18 protein-coding genes and 2 pseudogenes are annotated in these 23,446 nt (G+C 63.3%); 12 read left to right on the top strand and 8 right to left on the bottom strand.

Going from position 1 to position 23,446, the window contains the following annotated elements:
* Positions 1-4: 4 nt before the first annotated feature.
* The 3 genes from ECTHA_RS0102560 to ECTHA_RS0102550 all read right to left on the bottom strand — a co-directional run bounded on the left by ECTHA_RS0102560 (position 5) and on the right by ECTHA_RS0102550 (position 2,046).
* Complete coding sequence (locus ECTHA_RS0102560; RefSeq protein ID WP_025280532.1) at positions 5-769, bottom strand: HvfC/BufC N-terminal domain-containing protein; 765 nt, start codon at positions 767-769, stop codon at positions 5-7.
* Positions 753-1,655: an MNIO family bufferin maturase gene (bufB, locus tag ECTHA_RS0102555; protein ID WP_025280531.1), complete on the bottom strand. Its 903-nt coding sequence runs from the start codon at positions 1,653-1,655 to the stop codon at positions 753-755. The genes ECTHA_RS0102560 and bufB overlap by 17 nt, the downstream gene beginning before the upstream one ends.
* A 73-nt stretch (positions 1,656-1,728) precedes the next feature.
* Positions 1,729-2,046: a BufA1 family periplasmic bufferin-type metallophore gene (locus ECTHA_RS0102550; protein ID WP_025280530.1), complete on the bottom strand. Its 318-nt coding sequence runs from the start codon at positions 2,044-2,046 to the stop codon at positions 1,729-1,731.
* 486 nt (positions 2,047-2,532) lie between these two features.
* Here ECTHA_RS0102550 and ECTHA_RS16820 point away from each other — a divergent pair, with 486 nt between their 5' ends.
* The 4 genes and pseudogenes from ECTHA_RS16820 to ECTHA_RS0102520 all read left to right on the top strand — a co-directional run.
* Positions 2,533-3,012, top strand: a complete 480-nt coding sequence (locus ECTHA_RS16820) for a urate hydroxylase PuuD (protein ID WP_025280529.1) — start codon at positions 2,533-2,535, stop codon at positions 3,010-3,012.
* A 183-nt stretch (positions 3,013-3,195) separates the two neighbouring features.
* Positions 3,196-3,582: a hypothetical protein gene (locus ECTHA_RS0102535; RefSeq protein ID WP_029762210.1), complete on the top strand. Its 387-nt coding sequence runs from the start codon at positions 3,196-3,198 to the stop codon at positions 3,580-3,582.
* Positions 3,583-3,738: 156 nt separating this feature from the next.
* Complete coding sequence (locus ECTHA_RS0102525) at positions 3,739-4,185, top strand: DUF302 domain-containing protein (protein WP_025280527.1); 447 nt, start codon at positions 3,739-3,741, stop codon at positions 4,183-4,185.
* A gap of 823 nt (positions 4,186-5,008) precedes the next feature.
* A pseudogene (locus ECTHA_RS0102520) lies at positions 5,009-5,257 on the top strand (hypothetical protein); the annotation flags it as partial.
* Here the strand turns inward: ECTHA_RS0102520 and ECTHA_RS16810 are convergent.
* Genes ECTHA_RS16810 through ECTHA_RS0102500 form a run of 4 tightly spaced genes read right to left on the bottom strand, consistent with a single transcriptional unit; the run spans position 5,194 to position 9,400 of the window.
* Positions 5,194-6,372, bottom strand: coding sequence for an ABC transporter ATP-binding protein (locus ECTHA_RS16810; protein WP_025280525.1), 1,179 nt, complete (start codon positions 6,370-6,372; stop codon positions 5,194-5,196). The pseudogene ECTHA_RS0102520 and the gene ECTHA_RS16810 sit on opposite strands and share 64 nt — an antisense overlap.
* Before the next feature lie 3 nt (positions 6,373-6,375).
* The gene (locus ECTHA_RS0102510; RefSeq protein WP_025280524.1) at positions 6,376-7,209 is read right to left on the bottom strand and encodes a carbohydrate ABC transporter permease; all 834 of its coding nucleotides are present in this window, start codon (positions 7,207-7,209) and stop codon (positions 6,376-6,378) included.
* Positions 7,206-8,108, bottom strand: coding sequence for a carbohydrate ABC transporter permease (locus ECTHA_RS0102505; protein WP_025280523.1), 903 nt, complete (start codon positions 8,106-8,108; stop codon positions 7,206-7,208). Before ECTHA_RS0102505 ends, ECTHA_RS0102510 begins: the two co-directional genes overlap by 4 nt.
* Positions 8,109-8,131: 23 nt before the next feature.
* The gene (locus ECTHA_RS0102500; protein ID WP_029762208.1) at positions 8,132-9,400 is read right to left on the bottom strand and encodes a sugar ABC transporter substrate-binding protein; all 1,269 of its coding nucleotides are present in this window, start codon (positions 9,398-9,400) and stop codon (positions 8,132-8,134) included.
* Positions 9,401-10,417: 1,017 nt separating this feature from the next.
* Between ECTHA_RS0102500 and ECTHA_RS0102490 the strand changes: the two genes are divergently transcribed.
* Positions 10,418-11,989: a hypothetical protein gene (locus ECTHA_RS0102490; protein WP_128571840.1), complete on the top strand. Its 1,572-nt coding sequence runs from the start codon at positions 10,418-10,420 to the stop codon at positions 11,987-11,989.
* A gap of 60 nt (positions 11,990-12,049) precedes the next feature.
* Positions 12,050-14,806: a hypothetical protein gene (locus ECTHA_RS0102485; RefSeq protein WP_025280520.1), complete on the top strand. Its 2,757-nt coding sequence runs from the start codon at positions 12,050-12,052 to the stop codon at positions 14,804-14,806.
* Positions 14,807-14,827: 21 nt separating this feature from the next.
* On the opposite strand, the gene ECTHA_RS20650 is transcribed toward ECTHA_RS0102485, so the two are convergent.
* On the bottom strand, positions 14,828-15,268 hold the full coding sequence (locus tag ECTHA_RS20650) for a TraI domain-containing protein (RefSeq protein WP_084306656.1): 441 nt from the start codon (positions 15,266-15,268) through the stop codon (positions 14,828-14,830).
* A 285-nt stretch (positions 15,269-15,553) separates the two neighbouring features.
* Between ECTHA_RS20650 and ECTHA_RS16805 the strand changes: the two genes are divergently transcribed.
* The 6 genes and pseudogenes from ECTHA_RS16805 to ECTHA_RS20315 form a co-directional block, all read left to right on the top strand.
* Positions 15,554-16,600 carry an ATP-binding protein gene (locus ECTHA_RS16805; RefSeq protein WP_203225292.1) on the top strand — a complete coding sequence of 349 codons (1,047 nt, stop codon included), beginning with the start codon at positions 15,554-15,556 and terminating at the stop codon, positions 16,598-16,600.
* Positions 16,597-18,576, top strand: a complete 1,980-nt coding sequence (locus ECTHA_RS0102470) for a type I restriction-modification system subunit M (RefSeq protein ID WP_025280517.1) — start codon at positions 16,597-16,599, stop codon at positions 18,574-18,576. Before ECTHA_RS16805 ends, ECTHA_RS0102470 begins: the two co-directional genes overlap by 4 nt.
* Before the next feature lie 163 nt (positions 18,577-18,739).
* Positions 18,740-19,204 carry an Abi family protein gene (locus tag ECTHA_RS16800; RefSeq protein ID WP_025280516.1) on the top strand — a complete coding sequence of 155 codons (465 nt, stop codon included), beginning with the start codon at positions 18,740-18,742 and terminating at the stop codon, positions 19,202-19,204.
* A 59-nt stretch (positions 19,205-19,263) separates the two neighbouring features.
* Entirely contained in the window at positions 19,264-19,392 is a 129-nt protein-coding gene (locus ECTHA_RS20495; RefSeq protein ID WP_275259731.1) for a restriction endonuclease subunit S domain-containing protein, read from the top strand.
* A gap of 38 nt (positions 19,393-19,430) precedes the next feature.
* A complete protein-coding gene (locus tag ECTHA_RS16795) occupies positions 19,431-22,490 on the top strand; it encodes a type I restriction endonuclease subunit R (RefSeq protein ID WP_025280514.1) in 3,060 nt (1,019 codons plus the stop codon).
* A gap of 44 nt (positions 22,491-22,534) precedes the next feature.
* Positions 22,535-23,442 (top strand): annotated as a pseudogene (locus ECTHA_RS20315) (IS3 family transposase); the annotation flags it as partial.
* Between the last annotated feature and the right edge of the window lie 4 nt (positions 23,443-23,446).

Genomic DNA, 23,446 nt, shown 5'->3' with positions numbered 1-23,446 from the left:
CCCGTCAGAATCGAAACGCAGTGATGCCGCCGCTGCTCAGCAGTACCGCAAGGCTGGTTTGCAGATTGAAACCGGGCTGTTCCACGGCCTGGGTGGCTGCCTGTTCCAGGTTGGCCCCCGTGCTCAGGGTCCGCACCAAGGCCGCCGTGCCCAGGGGAGCAGCGCAGACCAGGACCTCCATATCGGGTCGGCAGACAAGAGTGGCCTCACTGCCGCTGTCCCGATCGATACGTCTCACCTGTGCATCGTGGCGATTGGTATGCCAGATGGAAAGCGCCGGCCAGGGGGACTCCAGTACCTGCAGGGACGGATGCAATCCAAGGCGCAGGTGCCCCACTTGCGCGGGGGGTATTCGGGCCACGGCCTGCGGGGGTAGGGGCGTCTGGTCCTGGGCATGATAGGCACGATGCCAGGCCCACTCGATGCGGGCCACATCGCCAAGATAGGGGAGGCGAGCGGCGGGTTCAAAGTGGTCGAGAAAGTCGGGAAAGGTCTCCCCGTAGTCGATCAGCACCGGGCTGTCGGGCAGCACTTGCCCCACAAAGCGGCGTGCAACGGCCTGAAAGAATGCTTCTCCCACCAGACGCTGCACCACGGGATAGAGTCGGGTCACGGCCTCCACCAGGCTGACGTGGACATTGTTGCGATAGACGCCAAAGCGCAGCGCCGGCGGTTGAGATCCAGGGTGGCGCACACCTGCGGGCGGCGGTGTCTGTGGCTGGCGCAGGGCCTGTACGAAATCGGCCTCGTATTCAGCTTGCGAGGGCATGGCCTGCCTCCGGATGCTGGATGTGCCGATCCAGCAGTTGCTGGGCCTTGCGGGACTCCTCGAACAAGGCCGACCATGGAGGAATGTCGTTGTCCCACTCGATCAGCACGGGCAAGGGGCCGGTGAGGGCCAGGGTGTGTTCCAGCAACTGCCACACGCCGGAGGTGGCCGGGCGGTCATGGGTGTCGATCAGCAGCGGCCGACCTTCATCGTCCCGCTGCGGGTCGTGGCCGGCCACATGGATCTCGGCCACCCGATGCATAGGGAACGCATCCAGATACGCCTGGGCCTCAAACCCATGGTTGGTGGCGCACACCTGGACATTGTTCACGTCCAGCAGCAAGCCGCAGCCGGTGCGACGCGACACGGCGTCGAGAAACTGCACCTCGCTGATCGTGCTGTCGGCCAGGTGAAGGTAGGTGGAAGGATTCTCCAGCAGCATGCGTTGTCCGAGCACGTCCTGCACCTGATCAATGTGGCGGCAGACCCGATTCAGGGTCTCGTCGGTGTAGGGCAGGGGCAGCAGGTCGTTGAAGAATCCAGTGGCGTGAGTGGACCAGGCCAGGTGTTCTGAAAACAGTCCCGGACGGTAGCGACGGATCAGATCGGCCAGGCGGCTGAGATGCTGGCGGTCCAGCGCCCGCTCGCCGCCGATGGACAGACCCACGCCGTGGATGGACAAGGGATAGCGCTCGCGGATGGCCGTCAGATATCGATGGGGCGGCCCTCCGGCGCCCATGTAATTCTCGGCGTGGATCTCGAACCAACCCATGTAGGGGCCCTGTTCAAGGATCGTCCGATAATGTGCTGGTTTGAGCCCTACACCGGCGGATCGTGGAATGGCATCCGGGGCGGTCAATGTCAGGGCTGGCGTCGGATCAGACATGAAACCTCCTGCGACGGATCAGGATGCCGCGTCCCTGCGGTATCGATGTCACGATGGGGCCAGGGCCGGTATGTCAGGACTGCCTCGGCAGGTCCCGGTCCAGTGGCTCCAGGCTGCCTTGTCGGTCACCCGGCAGTTCAATGTCTTCACAGGTGCCGGCAGGCACCAGGGTCCAGGCATTGCCCTGGTAGTCTTGGGTGGAGGTCCCTGAACAGGACGTGCCCGGCCCGGCGGCGCAGTCATTTTCCCCGGCGGGTGACACGCCAAAGCATTTTTCCATGGTGGCCGAGGAGGCCACCGCGCTCGGCGCAGCCATGGCGCCGGCCACGGCCAAGGCAAAGGCACCGGCCATGCTGGCGGTGGAGAGGGATGGGGCGGTCTTCTGGGTCATGGTCGTGCTCCTTAATCAATGAAGGGCTGGCGGGGCCTGGGTCTTGCTCCAGGCTTGCGATTAGATTAGGGGGCAGGACCGGAAGGAGTAATGCGTAGGAATACGTAGATCGCTGATGTTCTTCACCGGTGGGCAATCGCCTGCAAAGTGGCGCGTCGCGATCCAGGCTGGATCGTTGTAGCCAGGCCATGCCTGCTCTCTGCCCGTTGTCGCCTGGGAGCGTACCAGTTGGGTAGGCCACCAAAGAAGGCGGCGTAGTTTTCCGGCAACCGTTGGGTCAAGAACTGGGATTCGCGCAGTTCGGCGTTCTGGATTTCCAGTTCCGAAGGATGTTCATGATTCAGGTGCCTGTCAGCTCATGGAAAACGGGTGGGCCTGTCAGCGAATGATGCTCAGCCAGTCCGCCAGGGCCAGCAGGGTCACCAGCAGCAAGGGAGGCGTGATCAGGAGCCCCCACGCCATCCTGAGGATCAGGACATCATCGCCGTGGCCACGGACGAGCCAGCCTTTGTTCAGGCTCGACTCCCCGTGCTGCCACTCAATGATGTGATGGCTATCCGGGGCTTCATATGCAAGTGGATGATGGCTTCCACTGTTTCCTCTTACTCAACCTTTGTTGATCGTGTTGGGCCTTTGGGTTGTCTGGCGTCGGTCTCCGGGGCAGTGTACTTGCTGCGGACCGATCAGTTTATCAATGCCTTCAGTCTCGGCTTGGCCGGAACCGGATCGTCTTACTACGGATTGACCATGGGCCTTGGGGCCTGGCTCGGGACCATCCTGTTGTTCAATGTCTGGTTCGTGATCTGGCCGAACCAGAAGAAGATCCTTGGTGTGGTCCGATCAAGGACGCCGGTCGACCTGCCCAGGGCCAAGAGGCATGTGATGATTGCATCGCGTGTGAATGCCATTCTGTCGCTGCCGATGCTGATGTTCATGGTTGCCGCCAAGCACGGTGTGGCCTTTTGAGGGTGATTTGTTGGTAGAACAGGCCAGGAGGCCACCCTGGCGCTCAGGTTGCCTGGGTTGCCCCGCATGGGCGAGGCATCCAGCCTTGGGGTACGCACCGTGGGTAAAGATGTGCGCTGCCCTGGGGGCACCTGACAACCGAGGCCGTCTCCGGATCTCGACGGGCCTATGATGAGGCAAGCAATGGTGATACCGGGCAACGATGTGATCCTCTCCCGCTCGCTGAAGGCGTTCGGCAGCGAGGGATTTGCTCAGGTGCTGAAAGAGGAGGTCTCGGGGCTGGGAAGCGGTGTCCTGCCCTTGCAGCAGGGTTTACGTACCGGCAGTAATAGCCTTGATGGCGGGTTGGAGATCATGGTGTTGCGCAGCAAAGAAGCGCCGGCCATCCTCAGGGTGCGCATCGGGATCTTCTATCAAAGCATCGTTGCCGGCTGCGCCTGTGCTGACGATCCAACCCCGGTCAACGAAAATACCGAATATTGTGAGGTGGATGTGGAAATCGACCGGCGAGATGGGCGCGCTCGGTTTAACCTGGTTGACGACGGGTCCTCCGAAAACTCCGAAGCGTAGATGGTTTCCGATGGGCACGTAACCGCAAGATCCGGTCACGCACCGCAAGGTCGTTGAAGCAGGTCCTAGATCTCGTCGCTAATCTCCAAGGCAAGTCCATATCTTCGGTTCAGGAGGTGGAGATGGCCGATCTGAACCGGCAACAGGAGACCCGACATGAACCCATGCGAACGTTCTTTCCTCTCAGCCTTGATCGTATGTGCCCTGATCCTCTCCGGTCCGGCGTTGGCCGAGCCGGATGACCATTTCATCGTCCGTGAGAGCGAGCAGCCCCGCGAGGCACTTGCCAGCGCGATTCGGCAGTTCGCCGAGAGCGATGAGGACTGGATCTTTCTGGCTGAATTCGATCTGGCCGGGGGTGCGATCACCGCCTTGAAGGTCTGCTATCTGCCGCTCGGGTCCGACATCCTGGATGCCGGGTTGCATGTTGGCGCAATGATGCCCTGCGGCCACATCGGCCTGTACGAGGAGAACGACAGCACGCGCCTATCAATGCTGCACCCCAAGTTCATGACCACCCTGCAGCCGCATCCGAGTCTCGAACGGGCGGTCGAACGTGCCGAGCCAGCCTTCGAGACCCTGCTGGAAGCGGTGTTGGACTGAGGTCGCGCGGCGGGAATCCTGAGCGGGAGGAGTCGTGTGGCGAACGGGCGCGGATTACAGCTCCACGCCCGTTCGGAGATTGTCACCGGTTCAACCGGACCGTCGGCCGAGCCATGCCCCGACGGGCATCAGCACGATCAGTGCAATCAGAACCAGCAGCATCCAGCTGGAACCCCCGCGCGACCCATCACGCCGTCTCCCACCGGGAGGCGCGGCGTACGGCTTGACCGGGTAGCCCGATCAACTCGGCCCAACTCAGGCCGGCAGCATTCACCAATTGGTCGTGCTCACACAGGAACCCTCGCGTACCTGCCGCTGGAGTTGTCGATCGAGCCACAGCACCTCCGCCCCCCAAGTTGACCCAAGGTTGGCTTCTAGCCGAGTCTAGTGCTCATTGGCATGAGATCAACCGGGGAATTGGCTCCCGGGGAACATCGAGCCCGTCGATGAGTGGGCCGGACACGGTGACACCCTGGCGACTCCTGCTGTTTTCATCCAACCGCCGGGGCGGTAGCGGCGGCTACGACCTGTATCTGACAGCCCTGCCGGACACTGTGAGACACCGAATCAGACGGCAGATTCTGAATCCAGTGCCCAGGTAGACCAGAATCGGGCCTGATCTGTGCCGCTGAGCTGGGACTGGTGAGGTCAGTCACCTCCCGGGTGATTTACCCTGGCCGACCATCAAAGCGGGGACGCCATAGCATGGGGCCGTAGTAGAGCACCCAGGGGGTGATGAAGGTCAGCCAGATCAGGCCCCCAGGTCCATACGCGGGGTCTATATTCGAAGAAGACATACGCGCACGCGAGACCCGAAGGCATCATGCTCCCGACCCCACGCCCCGTCCACCGTTTGCCCACCCTGGCCGCCCTGGCTATCGGGGCACTCTGGCTGCTGGCCTCGCCCGCGCTGGCCGAGGACTACCCCGAAGGTTCGCAGATCGAGTGGAATGAGTTCGAACCCGAACTGTTTGAGGAGGCCGAGGGGCAGGGCCGACCGTTGTTTTTCTACTTCCACGGGCAATGGTGCACCTGGTGCGTCGATTTCCAGAACGAGTCGCTGGAAAACCCCTGATCTGGCGGTGATGAAAAGGCACAGATTGGATGGGTCAGTGTTGCCAGGCGCCGGCCGCTGGCATCGAACCAGTGCAGTTGTTCTGCATCCGGCAACAGGGTCAGGGTGTCACCGGGTGCCACCCTGACCTGGCCGGGCAGGCGGGCTGCCATGGGCATGCCCTCCAGAGACTGTTCGTCGGTGAAATACACCAGCACTTCGTGCCCAAGCGCCTCGACACCCTCCACGACCACCTGCAGGGCATGGCGGGCGTCCGCGGGGCCGGAGAAGGCCTCCGGTCGCAGTCCCGCGTGTGTGGCCCCCTCGGGGGGATCGATCGGCAGGGGCAGCCACTGCCCGGCCAGCTCCCATTCCCGGCGTCCTGACTCGCCCCTTAGCCGGACCGCAAAGCAGTTCATGGGCGGGCTCCCCAGAAACCGGGCCACGAAAAGATTGGCAGGCTGGTCGTACAGGGTCATCGGGGTGTCCACCTGCTGCAGGATACCCCCGGCCATGACGGCCACCCGCTGCCCCAGGGTCATGGCCTCCACCTGGTCATGGGTGACATAGAGTGTGGTGGTGACCAGCCGGTCGCGCAGCGTGGCGATCTCGTTGCGGATCTGTCCGCGCAGTCGTGCATCCAGGTTCGAGAGGGGTTCGTCCATCAGAAATACCGCCGGATCCCGGACCAGGGCACGCCCCATGGCCACGCGCTGGCGCTGGCCGCCGGAGAGGGCGGCCGGGCGCCGCCCCAGCAGGGGCTCCAGGCCCAGGGTACGCGCCACGGACTGGATGCGCGCCTCGCGCCGCGCCCGCTTCATGCCACGCATCCTGAGGGGGAAGGCCAGGTTCTCACGCACGGTCATGTTGGGGTAGAGGGCATAGTCCTGAAAGACCATGGCCACGTTGCGCTGCTGTGGCGTGAGGTCATTGACCACCCGACCGTCCAGGCGGATCTCGCCCTGTTCGACCGCCTCCAGCCCGGCCAGAAGCCGTAGCAGGGTGGATTTGCCGCAGCCCGAGGGGCCGAGCAGAACCATCCATTCCCCTTCCGCCACATGCAGATCGAGATCCCGGATGACGGTCTGCCCGGCGAAGGCCTTGTGAATGTCCGCAAACTCGACGACTGCCATGAATCAGCCCTTGATCCCCGTGGAAGCGACCCCCGCCACGAACCACCGCTGGAAGACCACGAAGACCACCAGCACCGGCAGCACCATGAGGACACCGAAGGCCAGGATGTCCCCCCAGGCCAGCGGCGGCAGGGTGTGGAAGCTGGCAATCCCCAGCGGCAACGGCCGCACCGACTCCGAGGTGGTCATCAGCAGCGGCCACAGATACATGCCCCAATGGAACAGGAAGGTCACGATGGCCACGCTGGCAAAGGCGGCCTTGCTGTTGGGGATGACGATGCTGAAGAAGGTGCGCAGCACACCGGCACCGTCCACCCGGGCCGCCTCCTCCAGGGCGCGCGGCAGGCCCAGGAAAAAGCTGTAGAACAGGTAGATGGCCAGGGGATTGGCGACGAAGGGGATGGCCTGCACCAAGTGGTCATCCCGCCAGCTCAGGGCCGAGAGCTGATAGAACAGGGGGATGGCGATGGCCTCGAAGGGGATGACCAGAATGGCCACCACCACGGCCAGCATCGTCTCCCGTCCCCACCAGCGCAGACGCGCCAGGGCATAGCCGGCCAGCGCGTTGACCAGCAACCCCAACCCCACGATCAGGCCATTGATGAGCAGGGAACTGGCCAGATAGCTTGCAAAGGGCACCCGCTCAAAAACGGAGTGGTAGTTGTCCAGACCGGCCTCCCGCGGCCACAGGGCGGCCAGCGAGGCGGCGTCGGCCAGTACCTGATCGTCCGGCTTGAGACTGCCCACCAGCATGAACAGGATGGGGCCGAAGAACACCAGGGTGCACAGCAGCAACAGCAGGTAGGTGAACACCAGGCGGGGCAGGGTCGCGTTCATGCCGTGCCACCCTCCTGGCGCATCATGCGGCGCTGCAGCAGGGTGATGCCCAGTACCAGCACGAAGAAGACCACGCTCATGGCGGCCGCCAGGGCCACCTGACCGCGGTCGAAAGCGGCACGCACCACCTCGTGGATCACCGTGGTACTGGCATCCTGGGGCCCTCCCTGGGTCATGATGCGCACCTGGTCGAAGACACGGAATGACAGGATGGTGGTGACGATCACCACGAAGATGAGCGGGTTGCGCAGCCCCGGCAGGGTCACATGCCAGAAGCGCCGCCAGGGCCCGGCACCATCCACGGCGGCCGCCTCGTAGAGGGAGCGCGGGATGGCCTGAAGGCCGGCCAGCAGCACCACCATCTGAAACCCGGTCCCCTGCCAGATGGAGGTGACCATGATCGCCGGCAGGGCCCAGGCGGGATCATTGAGAAAGTCCCGGGGCGTCCAGGCACCCAGGGTGACGGCATTGAGCAGTCCGTTGAGCAGGCCGTCGGGACCGGGAGCGAAGAGGATGATCCAGATCACCGCCACCAGCGAGAGGGGAAAGACCACGGGCATGAAGAACAGCGTTCGAAACAGCCACCGCCCCTGGAACTGCTGGTTCAGCAGCAGGGCCAGGGCCAATCCGAGAGCCGTCTGCACGGGGACCACCACCAGGGCGAACAGGGCGTTGTTGGCCACCCCCCGCAGGAAGGCCGGGTCGCTCAGGGCCTCGCGGTAGTTCTCCAGCCCCGCAAAGCCTGCCGGCAGCGGCGAACCCAGCCGCAGGCCGGTGAAGGACATGCCCAGCGCCAGCAGGAAGGGGGCGAGGATAAAGGCGGTCAGGCCCGCCAGCGCCGGGGCCATGAACCACCAGGCCACGCGATGTTCCGGGTGTTTGCCGAGCGGGGCGTTCATCTGTGGGAACATAGCACAGGCTGTCAGTTTGCCGGGTAACCGTGGTTTGCCTCCACTTCCCGGTCGATGCGCCGGGCCGCGGCTTCCAGGGTGTCGGCCACGGGGGCACCGTGGCGGATGTCCCGAAAGGCCCGGGCGAAGGCGTCGGTCACCACGGGATAGGCGGGGGTGCGGGGCCGGGGACGCGTGTAGCCGTCGCGCAACTGTTCCGCAAACAGTCTGAGGGCCCCTTCTGGACCGTAATCCTCCGATGCGGCGATCGCCGTCAGGGTGGCGGGCACCGCCCCGTTGGCACGGCTCATCTTGAGCACCTGCTCGGTCTCCAGCAGGAAGGCCAGCAGCTTGGCGGCCTGTTCCGGATGCCGGGCCCGGCTGGAGAGGGCCCATTGCCAGGATCCTTGACCACTGACCAGTCGGTCTCCGGCGCGGGGCAACGGCAACAGGATCAGATCTTCCCCCAAGGCATCGCGGTAGGCAGGCGCATTCCAGTGACCGCCCCAGGCCAAAGGCACGCGTCCCGAAGTAAAGGCGGCATCATCCAGATTCGGGTCCACCCAGCCCGCCTGGAACCAGCCCTGAACCGTCTCCAGTACCTGCACCGAGGCCGGGGCATCCAGATGGCTGCGGGCCTGTGGCTCGTCATCCTCCCCCATCACGCCGGCACCGGCCGACTGCAGCAGGGGCGAGAAGGCGTAGGTGAACCACTCGGTTCCATAATTAAGTTTGAGATCCAGCACCGGACCGCCGCTGGAGGATGAAGCCAGGCGCGCCAGAATCTCCTGCAATTCCTCCAGCGTCCAGGCATCTGCAGGGCCGTCGGGAATGCGGGCTTCCACAGCCTTCAGTGCATGACGATCGGCCCAGAGCCCAAGACCCGAGTCGAACATGCCCATTCCGTACCATTGCCCCCGCCATTGCCCCTGCTCCAGTAGCGAGGGCAGCAGATCGTCCTTGAGGGTGTCGGGCAGGTGTTCGTCCAGGGGCGCGAGCCAGCCGCGCCAGGCGTAGGCCGCCAGATAGGGGCCGTCCAGTTCCAGCAGATCCGGCAGGCGCCCGGCCAGGGCCGCCGCCTGCACCTGGCCGTTGTAGGACCCCTCGGGGATGAAGGTGACATCCACCGCCAGCCCCGGATTCGCCTTTTCAAAGGCCCGGACCTGCGCCTCCAGGGTGCGTCGCTCCGATTCGCGTCCGGCGTGGGCCCAGACGGTGATCACTTCGGTGGCCTCGTCCTCCGGGATCGGGACGCAGCCCGCAAGGGCCAGCACCAGCACCAGGATCAGCATCGTACCCATCACCCCCAATCGTCGACGGCTGGGCACAACACCTTTGCCATTCCGCCACTTGAGACGCGGGCACCACATACGCTCTCTCCTACCACGGCTGAAGTGAAATAAGTGAGGTTCAGCTGCAGTGACTCCCTTCTCCCCCTCACTACCTTCATGCAAGAGACTCAGGCCCATAGTGTTGATTCACTGGGGCCCACTCCATTATGCCGACCGTGGAGCGCGCTGCGCAGGTCCGGCTGTCATTGGATGGGGCCGTTGGGTAGCGTCGGCGCTGGCTCGTTGCCTCAGGGTGGGCGCAACACGTGTTGCGAGCGGAATCATCTTCCACCTCACCCATTATGCCGAGCTGAACTGGGCCGCCCCCTGGTAATGATTCGCGTGGATCGGTTTTTCAAAACATGAGCGCCAAGTTCAATGCCGCCCTGGCCGGATGGTGTTGCGGCCAGGGCGGCATCGGGAGGCCGATTGATCAGTCCAGGGGGCTCAGTAGACTGTGATGAATCACCCGTTACGTGCCGGCGGTGCCATGAACTCAGGCCCTACCGGGTCGGTGATGTGGGTGTCGAGGATGCGATCGATCTGATCGCGGTCTTCCCCGGTCAGCGCGATGTCCATGACCCGATGCACGGGGGCGCCCTGCTCGGGGCGGCGGGCACCCCACAGGGCGCTCGTGCCCCTCAGTCCCTGTCCTCTTCCCGGTCATCGCCAGGACAGTATGGTACCCACCGTCGCTGAGTCGACACACGGTCGACGTTACTTTTGTGCGGCTGTGTAGGAGGCTTGCAGCATGGCGCGCTCCCGACTGATCCGATGCCAATGGTCAAGGGCGTGCGAGCACGACGATCAGCATGGGGGTGCACGGTGGCGAAGAACGATCCGTTGGGGCAATTGTGCCGGTTCACTGCGGTCGGTTTGTTGAGCCTGATGGTGCTGTTTGGGCACTCGGCGATCCCGGCTTTGGCGGCGGGGAATGGCACCGCTGACGATTCGATTGAATCGCTGTCGGATGACCAGGTCCATGAGATGGCAGCGCTCTATGTCGAGGGTCGACTCACCCTGCGAGCGCTGCGCGCCTGGGGCGCATTGCCACCGCGTTTTGATCGTCTCGCCCTGGAGCTTCGCGACCAGGGCGTGGATCTGATGGGGGCGGATCCCGAACAGGTGCTGGCCTGGTTCTGGCAGGCCCATACCGGCGAATCCGATGCCCTGAGCCGGCGGGTGGGTGACCTCGAGGAGCTGACGGCCTTTGTCGATGCCCTGGTGGAAAGACTCGTCAAGGCCGATGCCGACGTGCCCGTCGATCCCGAATTGGCAGCGCTTTGGAAGGCCGCGGTGGTACATGAGCCGGTGTTCCCGGAATACCCGGAGCCGGCTCCCGAGCGGGTACATCTGGGCCAGGAGGCAACCGAACTGCTCACTGACCCCTGTCGGGGCCTGGAACTGGCGGAAGAGGACCGTGAAGCGGACTCCTCACAATGGCCGGAGCATCCACACGACCTGCTGCACACGCCCCTGGCTCAACAGGTGCAAGGCCTCAGTCAGGTACAGCTGGATGCCACGGTGAGCGTTACCCGCGAGGTCATGCGCCAGTTCATGCCTCCCATGGATCCCTCACAGGCCATGGCCTACGAAGAGTCCTGGGCGCAGGTGATGGACTTTCCATCCATGGCACTGCTGCACTGGCTGGACCGCATGAACCCGCTGCTGGTGGAAGCCCTGGCTCATGCACGGGCCCTGGATGTGCTCTTTGAGATGTTCGAGGAGGCCCTGTTCGAGGCCGAGATGGCAGCGGCGTACGATGCCGACGAAACAGTGGAAAGCCACATGAGGGTGATCGGCGCCATCCACCAGCGTGTGCAGTCCCACGGGCAGCGCCTGACAACCCTGGGGGATCACATGGAAGCCCTGGGGCCCCCGCCGGATCCGCGCATGGACGCCTGCGCCGCTCAGCAGCGTTTTGCTCGCCGGCTCAATGACCTGATGCCATCCCATGAACTGGAAGGGGCCTACATGCAGGCACCCATCTCCATCCGACTGGAAGAGAGCGAGGAGCACCCTGACGGCTGGACGCGGCACCGGCGCGCTGAGCGGCATGCCATTCATCAGGTCTATGAGCGCTTGAGTACCGAGCCCGATGGCGTTGTCATGTTTTACCGTTTTGAAGAACGTGAACGCGATCGTTATGCCTCCCATGACGAAGACGTGATGCCCGAACTGCAGGGCGTGATCGACCAGGTGGGTGAGCGCATCCGGGCCGATATGGGCAGGGACCGTGACTGGTGGGAGGTGATTCATGCCGATCCCCTGCCGGATGGCTGGGTGACTTACGACTACGACGAAGACAGGGGCCAGAGGCTCGGGGTGACCTTTTATCGACCCACCCCGGAACGCTTGTTCGTGGATCACTATCGGGTGGTGGGAGGTGAGGTCACCAGCGCACGGCGCACGGTGCATCAGCGCCAGCCGGAAGGGCTGGTCGTGCAGCGCTACGTGACCGGTGAGTCCCGGGCAAGCATTCAGCAGGCAATCCAGGAGAACCGTGAAGAACTTCGGGAAGCCCTCGCCCAGCATCGCCGGAGTCGACAGGCCTATTAGGACTTCCCGCGCGCGGGCGGGGAACTGCCGCCACTGCCGGATCCCGAGGAGCTGCACTGGGTGCTGGTGGACGTTTCCCATGATCAGGATATGGAGCGTCGTGAACTGACCGGTCAGCCCTGGGGGTACCCGGAAATGAACCCCAACCTGGAAAGGCATTGCGTACCCGTGGACCTGGAGTATTCCCTGGGGCGCATGAGTCTGGATTGGCAGGTGGAGACCACCCGACGGGAGACCCATTACCAGGCACCAACGGTGAGCGTGCCGGCCTGCGTGCAGGATGGCTCGTGCGTCCAGGTGTACAATCCGCGTGCTGGCGAGCCTGGCAGCGGCCCGCGGGTCGAGACCGAGACCGTTACCGTGGAGGAAGAATCTCGAAGGACCGGGATGAATTGGGCGTTCCCCCCTGCTGTGATGGCCGATGGCAGTGAGTGGCGACCGCGCGTGGGAGGGGAAGGAGAGTGGCGGTGGCGGGTGTACCGCACACCTTCGGGGCAGCGTCACACCAGCCTTTCCGCAGCCATGACCCAAGCCATGGCGGCGCCGCGACTGCCGGGCATGGAATATGTAGCTGGCACCGGTCCCGCAGGGCAAACACCGGTGATCCCCTTCCATAGTGGCGAGATTCGCCAGTCACAGCACGACCATGTGATGGCCGTGATTGCGCACACCGACTGTGGCAACGTTCAGGCCCGGTTTCATTATCGGCTCACCGAGCTGTCTGCCGACGAAGCCCGGCACCTGACGCGTCGCATCGAGTCACGTCTCCTGAGTGACGCACCGTTGGAGGGCGATCTGCTCATGGCGGACCACGCCGACGCAGCCGATGCCCCGCCTGAAGAAGTGCCCGAGGTGGACCCGATTGCCGCACGCATCGCCCACCATGAGAACAATATCGACCTGTTGCGCGATGACCTCGGCCATTATCGTTCCATGCTGTCGCAGGCGACCGACGCGAAAGCCCGCGAGGATCTGTCGTGGATGATTCTCGCCAAGCAGGCTGACCTGCAAGGGGAGATCGACGCCATCGCCACCCTGCAGACCGGGCAATTCACACGCACCCGCACCGGCTGGGACGACATGCTTCAGCTCCAGGCGGAGAACAACACCAGAGAGCTGGCCAAGAAGATCGCCCAGGAAACCCGGGTGGTGGACAGCTACGAGCGCGCATTCGAGCTGATGCCGGAGCAGGATCGCCTGGACGCCCGGGCTTGGGCGGAGGCCACCCTGGGCACGGATTACGACCTGGATCAGCTACGGGAGGTCACCCACGGCCTTCTGGAGCGAGCCCAGCAGGGGCAGTTGGCCGAGTTCGACCGGCATCAGGCCGACGCCGAGTGGTATGAGTGGTACGAGGATCGCCTGGAAACGGTCAAGACCGCCAGCGAGTACACCATGCTGGCGGCACCCTTCATCACCGGGGGTGGCACGGTGGCACTGGCTTACAGTCTGAGTTCGGGTTCGGTGGATGGCTATCAGACCGGCGGTGTGCTGGGCGAGGACTATCAGGGTGCCACGGGAATGATCGCCGGACTGGGAACCACCATGGTGCGCCAGTACTCCTCCAGGGCCAACCACGTCATCACCTTTTACGAGGGCTATCAGACCGGTGGGATCACGGGTGGCGCCAGCCATTGGGCCCGTTCGTACGTGCGTCAGCAGGCCATCGGTTATGCCACCAATGTCGGTCTGCACTACCAGAACAAGTACATCCGGGGGCGCGAGCAGGCGCGGCTGGGGGCCTGGCGTGAGGCACAAAGGGAGGTGGAGTTCCGCCAGCAGCGGCAATACGGCAAGGCGATGGTGCAGCGTCATCATGATCTTTACCAGGAACATCGTCACCTCAAGCGCAGTGGCGCCCCGGCCTCCCAGGTTCGGGCGATGGAGCGCCGCCTCATGGACAGCACTGCGGCCATCAAGCATGCCCCCCACGCCAAGGGCTACCTGAAGTTCGGCGATCCGGACATGACTCCGGCCCAACGCGCCCAGCACCGGCAAATGCAACGCGAGTACAACGCCACCGATCGGCTGCACACCCGGCGAGTGGTGCGGGATTATCGCAACGAACTGGCCCGCGCCGGTTACGACACCGAACAGTTATCGTTTCGACCCATTCGCAATGCGGGCAACACCTCTCCGGGCATGGATCTGGATCTGGCCGTGACGGTCAGGGATGGCCAGAACATCCGCTATCGCGACCCGGTGACGGGCCAGACCCAGGCATTGGGGCTTTACGAGGCCAATGGGCGGCTGAACAAGATATTCGAGGGGGTATATGGTCGCCACGCCGGAGGCCGATCGGCCAGTGAGTCGTTTCAGATGGTCACCACGGACGCGCATCTGGAGGCCTATCGCACCGAAGGCGGGCACACCAGTCCCTGGATACGTTTCCCCGAGATCATTGGGCGTGGGGACGTGCTGGGGGCGCAGGGTAGCGCCCTGCAGGCCATTGATCCGCGCCACGCCGCTGACGCTGGCCGCATCACCGAGTTCAAGGCCCAGCACATGGCGTCACACTACGCCCACATGGGGCGCGACAACGTCACCTGGGAGGTCTACCGGGGAACCGCCAAGGACATCAACACCAAGGTGCGCCCCTTGCTGCGGGAAAGGCTGCGCAACACACCAGATCCGGAGCACCGTGCCAAGCTGCGCGCGGATTATGACTTTTTCACCCAGTTGGCCCAAAGTATGGAGCTGGCCAATCATAACCCGGTGGAAGCGGACCGTCAGGTGCGGCGACTCACCGGCTATCACGGGTTGGACGTGGTCGACAGGATTGGGCTGACCATCACGGCCCTGGGGCAGTTTCGTTAAAGGCCACCTTTCGGAGCTTCATCATTTTTGCCGCTCTTTTGCCGACGAGGCCCGCGCGCACATAATACAGCACACTTCGGTCTGGCTCAGTCGCTTCGTGGGCAATGTCCTCGCTCGAGTCCTGAGCTCTCGGGGTGACGGTCCCCTCAAAGCAACCCGGACGACTGTCAGGCTCCGTCCCAGGCCGGCATGATGGTGAGCCTGGGAGGCGGGCAATTGCTGCACGAAGCTGGCGTATTGCCGGATGGGCCCCAATACGAGGGCGTGGTGATGCGGGCCGGGCAGGCCGGTCAACCTGGCGATCTGGGCCAGCATAGCCTGGCGGTGTGTGGGATTGAGAAGGGTCTGGGCATCCTGGATTGGTATCAGGCGCGCTGGCGATCCAATCGCGTCCGTGCCGGGCAGGCTTCGGCCTGGCTTATGGCCCAGCGAGCGCGTGATCCAGGAGGTCAGAGCGTTCATGGGGGCATGGTAGGGCGGGGGCGGGAGGTGTCCAAGAGTTTATGGTCTATTGGGAGGATGAAGGTTTTCGGATATTCCTGCGCGCCAGGAAGGTTGAGGTACCTGGTGCGTTGATGGAGAATCGGCGGGTTCCTGATGGTCTTCGAGAGCCGTGTCCTCGCGGATGGGCTGCCGCTTGGGGTCCACTTCAATAAGCTGGTTCGTATGCGGTAGGAAATCGCGTGATGATGCACCCAATCGAGGATCTGCTTGCCCAGCCGGAAGGCAAACAGCTGGAGTTCCAGCGTGCACTCGATTGAGGAAATGCAACGGCAGGTGCGCGGTACCACCTTCGACGCGCAACCCATGACAGAACTGTCGATCGAGGATCTGGACCAAGCGGCCATCCAGGAGGCCTTTGGCAGTGACGCCCCCCTGGGGGAAGCCAGGTTGCGCACCCTGCGGCTGCTGATGCCTTATCAGGGACGTTTGGTACCCAGTGTAGGCGGCATCCTGCTGTTTGGCCGTGAGCGTCAATGGCATTTCGCAGATGCCTGGGTGCAGTGCGGTCGATTTCGTGGCACGGAAAAAATCGACATCTTCGATCAGACGGATATCCATGAACCCCTGCCACAAGCCGTCAACAGCATCGAGTTGTTTCTCAAGAAGCACGCCTTCAAGAGCGCGGAGTTCGGGGCCATGCGCCGCCGCGACGTGTGGAGCATCCCGCTGACCATGCTGCGTGAGGCAGTCGTCAATGCCTTGGTGCATTGCGACTACTCGCAGCAGGGCAGCCCGATTCGGATCGCGTTTTTCGATGATCGTATCGAGATCGAAAGCCCCGGGCTGCTGATGCCGGGCATGACCATCGACGAGATGAAACGGGGCGTTTCGATGATCCGCAATCCCGTGATCGCCCGCGTGTTCCGCGAACTCGGATTGATCGAACAGTGGGGGAGTGGCGTCAAGCGTATCTTTGCCGAGGCGGCCGTCCAGGGGCTGCCGGAGCCACATATTGAAGAAATTGCCAATCGCATTCGGATGAGTGTCTGGCTGGCAGCGCCGGTGGTTGTGCCAGAAAACGCCCCAGTGACCCAGTCAGTGACCCAGTCAGTGACCCAGTCCGATGCACTCCTCCCTATGCTTCAGTTATTACGCGAGGGTTCGCAGTCACCAGGAGAACTTCGCCGACACCTGGAACTTCGGCATCGTGCCCATTTCCGCCGTCATTACCTTGTGCCCGCGTTGCAACGGGGACTCATCGAGATGACACTGCCCGAGACCCCAAACAGTCGCCTGCAGCAGTACCGCCTGACCGCAAAGGGCCAGCAATACCTCAAGGATCTGACATGAACACCGAAAACCACTCCCAGCTCGCGGCCTTCATCTGGTCGGTGGCCGATCTTCTGCGCGGGGATTTCAAGCAGTCCCAGTACGGTCGCATCATCCTGCCCTTTACCCTGCTGCGTCGCCTGGAGTGTGTGTTGGAGCCCACCCGGGCCAACGTGCTCGGCGCCGCCCAGGAACACCGCAGCAAACCCGACGCGGTGCGCGAGAAGCTGCTGCTGCGGGCGGCGGATCAGCCCTTCTTCAATGCCTCACCCCTGACCCTGGGCACACTGTCCGATACCCAGACCGGCGATGACCTGATGAGCTACGTGCAGTCGTTCAGCGGGGATGCCCGGGAGATCTTCGAGCACCTGGAATTCGAGGGGTTCGTCCAGCAACTCACCGCCAACAACCTCCTTTACCAGGTGGTGCAGCGCTTCGCCGCCATCGACCTGAGCCCGCAGCGGCTCTCCAACTACGGCATGGGGCTGGTGTTCGAGGAACTGATCCGCAAGTTCGCGGAAAGCTCCAACGAGACCGCCGGGGAACACTTCACTCCCCGGGACATCGTGCACCTGACCACCTCCCTGATCCTCACCGATCAGGAAGACCGGCTGCAACCGCACCGGATCGTCACCGTCTATGACCCAACGGCAGGGACGGGGGGCTTTCTCTCCGAGAGTGACGAATACATCCAGCAGGTCAGCCAGGACGTGACCGTCTCCCTGCATGGCCAGGAACTCAACCCCGAGTCCTACGCCATCTGCAAGGCCGACATGCTCATCAAGGGCCAGGCGGTGGAGCAGATCAAGCTGGGCAACACCCTCTCCGACGACCAGCTGGCGGGCGAACGCTTTGACATCATGCTCTCCAATCCCCCCTTTGGCGTGGAATGGAAGAAGGTCCAGAAGGCGATCACCGACGAGCACAAGCAGAAAGGCTTCGATGGGCGCTTCGGTCCCGGTCTGCCCCGGGTGTCCGATGGCTCCCTGCTGTTCCTGATGCACCTGGTGAGCAAGATGCGCCCCCGCCAGGAGGGTGGGTCACGCATCGGCATCATCCTCAACGGCTCGCCCCTGTTCACCGGTGGAGCCGGCAGCGGGGAATCGGAAATCCGCCGCTACCTGCTGCAGCACGACCTGGTGGAGGCCATCATCGGCCTGCCCACCGACATGTTCTATAACACCGGCATTGCCACCTATGTGTGGATCCTCTCCAACGACAAGCCCGCCGAGCGCCGGGGCAAGGTGCAACTGATCAACGCCACCGGTCGGGCCAGCAAGATGCGCAAGTCCCTGGGCAGCAAGCGCCAGTATGTGGCCGATGGCGACATCAACGAGATCGTGCGCCTGTATGGTGCCTTCGGGGAGACGGAGGAGAGCCGGATCTTCCCGGTGGAGGCCTTCGGCTACCGGCGCATCACCGTGGAGCGTCCGCTGCGGCTGAGTTTCCAGGGCAGCCCGGAGCGCATCCAGCGACTGCTGGAGGAAAAGCCGATCCAGAAGCTCGATGGCACCACCCGCCTGGGCGTCCAGGCCGCCTGCGAGCGGCTGGATGCCGAACGTCTCTACACTAACCGCGAAGCCTTCCTGAAGGATCTGAAGGCGGCGCTGAAGGCGCTGGACCTGAAACTGGGCGCCCCCGTCATGAAGGCCATTCAGGGTGCTCTGTCCGAGCGCGACCCCCAGGCCGACATCTGCACCGACGCCAAGAGCAACCCGGAGCCGGACACCAGCCTGCGGGACAATGAGAACGTGCCCCTGGGTGAATCCGTGTACGACTACTTCGAGCGGGAGGTGAAGCCCCATGTCCCCGATGCCTGGATCGACGAGAGCAAGCGCGACCCGCTGGACGAGGAGATCGGCATTGTCGGCTTCGAGATCCCCTTCAACCGGCACTTCTACAAGTTCATCCCGCCCCGCCCGCTGGAGGAGATCGACGCGGACCTGAAGGCTTGCACGGATAGGATCAAGCGGATGATTGAGGAGCTGTCGGCGTGAGGCGGTCGCAGGGAATAGTGGACGAGGTTTGCCTTGCTCTTTCTGGGTTGACAACGGACGTCAATGCTGGTAGCGTCCGCCTTAACAACACCCCCCAAGCCTATTCCGCAGTCCGCTGCGGTGACGCTCAAACCGGGGGGTTACTTTTTTTCGGGTGGTGGTAATGCGTTACGACAAGCCACCCACATCTATAGACGAGCAGATCGCGCTGTTGGTGGACAGAGGCATGTATGTGCCCTCTGCTGAACGTGCCGCACACTATCTTCGCCATATCGGCTACTATCGCCTCAGCGCCTACTGGCTGCCCTTCGAACATCCCCCGGTCACGCAAGGCCAGCGGTCTCACCGATTTCTGAATCAAGTCTCGTTCGATGACGTACTGGACCGGTACGTCTTTGATCGGAAGTTGCGATTGCTCTGTCTGGAGGCGCTGGAGCGTATTGAGGTCTCCATCCGCGCATCCTGGGTCAATGCGCTCGCTTTGAGGCATGGTCCCCATGCCTACCTTGATTCTAACCATTTCAAATGCGCCTATGAACACGCCGGGCAGGTGGCCAAGGCAGCCAGCGATATGGGGCGGAGCAGCGAAGTGTTCATTGAGCACTACCGGGGCATGAGGCCATTGTGACTCGGATTGCGAATATTATTCCGAACATTGACAGACTACTGCTTGACGCAAATAAATCAGTGTTGCTCCTCCAAGAACGCCGCTCCGCCCTTATCTCCGCCGCCGTCACCGGCAAGATCGACGTGCGCAACTGGAAGCCCCCGGCGGCCACGTCCACCACCAAACCCACCCAGGCAGAGACGGCATAGCCCCAGGACGCACCCGTCACCATCCTCAAGGAGACCCCATGGCCGACAGCCGCGAAACCCAGTTTCAGCAGGACATCATCAACGCCATGGAGTCGGGCGGCTGGACAGTCGGCACCGCCAGCGGCTATGACCGGGCCTCGGCCCTCTATACCGAGGATCTGCTGGGGTACATCCAGGACGCCTGGCCCGAGCGCTGGGAGAAGTTCTGCAAGGCCAACCCCCAGGCCCCGGACAAGGTGTTGGTGCAGAAGGTGGTCCGTGAACTGGAGCGGGCCGGCACCCTGGAGGTGCTGCGCCATGGCTTCAAGGTGCCGGGGGTCAAGTTCGATCTGTGCAGCTTCCAGCCCGACCACGGCATGAACCCGGATTCCCTGGCCCGCTACCGGGCCAACCGCCTGCGGGTGGTGCCGGAGGTGTCCTATTCGCCCCATGCCCGCGAGAAAGGGCAGGTGAGCGAGAGCTATAACCCGCGCCTGGACCTGGTGCTGTTCGTCAACGGCATCCCCACCGCCACCCTGGAACTCAAGAGCCAGTTCAAGCAGACGGTGGAGAACGCCAAGCGCCAGTATCGAAAAGACCGGCCGGTGAAAGACCCGGTGACCCGCAAGCCCGAACCCCTGCTCACCTTCAAGCGCGGCGCCCTGGTCCATTTCGCCGTCAGTCAGGCGGAGGTGGCCATGACCACCCGGCTGGCCGGCAAGGACACCGGTTTCCTGCCCTTCAACCGGGGCACGGAAGAGGGCGGGGCCGGCAACCCGCCACCCGCCGATGCGCAAAGTTATGCCACCGCCTACCTGTGGAACGATGTCTTCGCCCCGGAGGCCTGGCTGAAGATCATCGGCCGCTTCCTGCACCTGGAGCAAAAGACCGAGGAGGATTTCCATGGCCGCCGCCAGACCAAGGCGTCGCTGATCTTCCCCCGTTACCACCAGTGGGAAGTGGTCAACCGGCTGATTGAGGCCACCCGGGCCGAGGGGCCGGGACGGCGTTATCTGGTACAGCACAGCGCCGGATCGGGCAAATCCAATTCCATCGCCTGGACCGCTCACCAGTTGGCCAACCTCTACGCCGAGGACGGCGCAAAGCTGTTCAACTCGGTGATCGTGGTCACCGACCGCACGGTGCTGGACAGCCAGCTGCAGGAAACCATCTACCAGTTCGAGCATGCCCACGGCGTGGTCTGCCCCATCACCCGGGATATGGGCAGTCGGAGCAAGTCGGAGCAACTGGCCGAGGCCCTGGCCAACCACACCCGCATCATCATCGTCACCCTGCAGACCTTTCCCGCCCTGTTCGATGCCCTGGACAAGCGCCCCAAACTGGCCCAGGGCCACTATGCAGTGATCGCCGATGAGGCCCATTCCTCCCAGACCGGCAGTGCCGCCAGCAAGCTCAAGGCCCTGCTGGCGGCGGCGGGAGAGGTGATGGAGGACGATGCCGGAGAGATCAGCGCCGAGGCCATGCTGGACGCTGCCGTGGCCTCGCGTCGCCCCAGTGAGCGCATCAGCTATTACGCCTTCACCGCCACCCCCAAGGCCCGGACCCTGGAGCTGTTTGGCCGCCCGCCGGACCCGGACCGCCCCCCATCGGCCGACAACAAGCCCGAGGCGTTTCACCTGTACTCCATGCGCCAGGCCATCGAGGAGGGCTTCATCCTGGACGTGCTGCGCAACTATGTGACCTACAGCACCGCCTGGAAACTGGCCCATCCCGATGGGGAAGACCATGAGGTGGATTCCAAAAAGGCCTCGCGCACTCTGGCCCGGTGGGTACGCCTGCACCCCTACAACATCGCCCAGCGGGTGGAGGTGATCGTCGAGCACTTCCGCGACAAGGTGCGTCATCTGCTGGATGGCCAGGCCAAGGCCATGGTGGTCACCGCCAGCCGTCAGGAAGCGGTACGTTACCGGTTGGCCATGGGCCGCTACATCCAGGACCAGGGCTACGAGGATGTTCACCCCATGGTGGCCTTCTCCGGCAGCGTGCCCCCTGATGAAGAAATCCCCGAGGAGGTCACCGAGACCAGCACCCTGCTCAACCCAGGGCTGAAGGGCCGCGACCTGGCCAAGGCGTTCGACACCGACGAGTACAACGTGATGATCGCCGCCAACAAGTTCCAGACCGGCTTCGATCAGCCCAAGCTGTGCGCCATGTATGTGGACAAGAAGCTGCAAGGGGTGGACTGCGTACAGACCCTCTCCCGCCTGAACCGACTGTTCCCCGGCAAACAGACCTTCATCCTGGACTTTTTCAACGATGCCCAGGAGGTGCTGGAGGCCTTCGCCCCCTATTACCGCAAGGCCGAACTGGCGGACGTGTCCGATCCCCAGGTGGTGTTTGACCTGCAGCGCAGCCTGGATGCCAGCGGCATTTACCAGTGGCCTGAGGTGGCGGGCTTTGCCCGGGCCTTTTTCGATTCCAAAGCCCCGGCAGCCAGCCTCAGCTACCACTGCCGCCCGGCCCAGGAGCGGTTCCGGCAACGCTATCAGGCCATTCTCGACCAACAGCACACGTGGCGGGAGGCTCGTGACCAGGCCGAACGCAGCGGCGACGACAAGGGGCTGAAACGCGCCGAGCAGGAGCTCAAGGATGCCGGTACCACCCGCGATGAACTGGACCTGTTCCGCAAGAACCTGGCCAGTTTCGTGCGCACCTATGAATTCCTCAGCCAGATCGTCACCTTCGACGACACCGAATTGGAACAGCTGTGCGTATTCGCCCGTCACCTCCACCCGCTGCTGCGCCTGGACCGACTGCTGGATGATGACGCCATCGATGTCAGTGAACTGGAACTGACCCACTACCGCCTGACCAAGCGGGAGGAAAAGCGCCTGCGCCTGGAGGATTCAGACGGAGATTACGGCCTCAAGCCTGTCAGCGAGGTGGGATCGGGCAAGCCCCACGACCCGGAGAAGCAGCGCCTGGACGAGATCATTGAAAGGCTCAACGACCTCTACGGCGCCGAAGTCAGCGACGACGACAAGCTGCACTTTGCCAATGGCATTGCCGATCGCATCGAGCGGGACGCGTCGGTGATGGCCCAGGTGCGTAGCCACAGCGAGGATCAGGTGATGCACGGTGAAGTGGTTCAATTGTAGCGGACACCCCGTTAAGCCTCGTAGGCTATGCATCGGAGGTGTTCATGAGCAAGAAGGCACGACGTCGATACACGGCGGAATTCAAGGCTGAGGCAGTGGCATTGGTTGAGCGCCAGGGATATGGGGTGGCCGAAGCTGCCAGGTCTCTGGGGATCAATCGCAGCCTGTTGGATCGGTGGCTGCGCAAGGAACGTGAGCGGCAATCTCACCAGCATGACCAACAGGAGGGCCAGGCCGAGGAGTTGGAACGACTTAGGGAAGAGAACCGTAAGTTACGGATGGAAAAGGAAATATTAAAAAAGGCGGCGGCCTTCTTCGCCAAAGAGTCGAACTGAGGTATGAGTTCATCAAGGCGGAGAAGGCCAACTTTCCGGTGATGGATTTGTGTCGGGTCATGCAGGTCAGCCGCAGCGGTTACTATGCCTGGTGTCAACGGGGGCCGGATCCGGACAGAATCCGGCGGCTGGACATGGTCAAGAGCATCCACAATCGTAAACGGGGCAGTTATGGGAGCCGACGGATGGCGAAGGAGCTGCAGCGGCGTGGAGAGCCTGTAGGACGCGCTCAGGCACGCAGCCTCATGCGCGAGGCCGGAGTGGAAGCTCGGCAGCGGCGACGCTGGCGGGCCACCACGGATAGCAACCATGGGTACCCGGTGGCGCCGAATCGGTTGGAGCGGTGTTTCCAGGTGTCGGAACCCAATTGCGCTTGGGTGGCGGATATCACTGCCGTGTGGACGTTTCAGGGCTGGTTGTATCTTGCCGCGATCCTGGATCTGTACGACCGGCAGGTGGTGGGCTGGGCAATGGCCGATCACATGCGGGCTGATCTGGCACTGTCGGCCCTGGAGATGGCTGTGGGGCGCCGTCAGCCATCCTCGGGACTGATCCACCACAGCGACAGGGGTAGCCAGTACGCATCGCGCGTGTACCGGCAGCGCCTGGAGAAGCACAAGC

Origin of the sequence: Ectothiorhodospira haloalkaliphila ATCC 51935, assembly GCF_000633935.1 — a bacterium.
Lineage (GTDB): Bacteria > Pseudomonadota > Gammaproteobacteria > Ectothiorhodospirales > Ectothiorhodospiraceae > Ectothiorhodospira > Ectothiorhodospira haloalkaliphila.
This window is presented reverse-complemented; position numbering and strand designations above follow the sequence as displayed.

What these genes read in the sequence shown, in the direction of transcription:
- ECTHA_RS20650 (WP_084306656.1), bottom strand. Translation starts at nt 15,268, where the DNA reads ATGAACGCTCTGACCTCCTGGATCACGCGCTCGCTGGGCCATAAGCCA.
- ECTHA_RS0102550 (WP_025280530.1), bottom strand. Translation starts at nt 2,046, where the DNA reads ATGACCCAGAAGACCGCCCCATCCCTCTCCACCGCCAGCATGGCCGGT.
- ECTHA_RS16810 (WP_025280525.1), bottom strand. Translation starts at nt 6,372, where the DNA reads ATGGCAGTCGTCGAGTTTGCGGACATTCACAAGGCCTTCGCCGGGCAG.
- ECTHA_RS0102490 (WP_128571840.1), top strand. Translation starts at nt 10,418, where the DNA reads ATGGCAGCGCTCTATGTCGAGGGTCGACTCACCCTGCGAGCGCTGCGC.
- ECTHA_RS16795 (WP_025280514.1), top strand. Translation starts at nt 19,431, where the DNA reads ATGGCCGACAGCCGCGAAACCCAGTTTCAGCAGGACATCATCAACGCC.
- bufB (WP_025280531.1), bottom strand. Translation starts at nt 1,655, where the DNA reads ATGTCTGATCCGACGCCAGCCCTGACATTGACCGCCCCGGATGCCATT.
- ECTHA_RS0102560 (WP_025280532.1), bottom strand. Translation starts at nt 769, where the DNA reads ATGCCCTCGCAAGCTGAATACGAGGCCGATTTCGTACAGGCCCTGCGC.
- ECTHA_RS0102510 (WP_025280524.1), bottom strand. Translation starts at nt 7,209, where the DNA reads ATGAACGCGACCCTGCCCCGCCTGGTGTTCACCTACCTGCTGTTGCTG.
- ECTHA_RS16800 (WP_025280516.1), top strand. Translation starts at nt 18,740, where the DNA reads ATGCGTTACGACAAGCCACCCACATCTATAGACGAGCAGATCGCGCTG.
- ECTHA_RS0102535 (WP_029762210.1), top strand. Translation starts at nt 3,196, where the DNA reads ATGGTGATACCGGGCAACGATGTGATCCTCTCCCGCTCGCTGAAGGCG.
- ECTHA_RS0102525 (WP_025280527.1), top strand. Translation starts at nt 3,739, where the DNA reads ATGAACCCATGCGAACGTTCTTTCCTCTCAGCCTTGATCGTATGTGCC.
- ECTHA_RS0102470 (WP_025280517.1), top strand. Translation starts at nt 16,597, where the DNA reads ATGAACACCGAAAACCACTCCCAGCTCGCGGCCTTCATCTGGTCGGTG.
- ECTHA_RS0102505 (WP_025280523.1), bottom strand. Translation starts at nt 8,108, where the DNA reads ATGAACGCCCCGCTCGGCAAACACCCGGAACATCGCGTGGCCTGGTGG.
- ECTHA_RS0102500 (WP_029762208.1), bottom strand. Translation starts at nt 9,400, where the DNA reads ATGGGTACGATGCTGATCCTGGTGCTGGTGCTGGCCCTTGCGGGCTGC.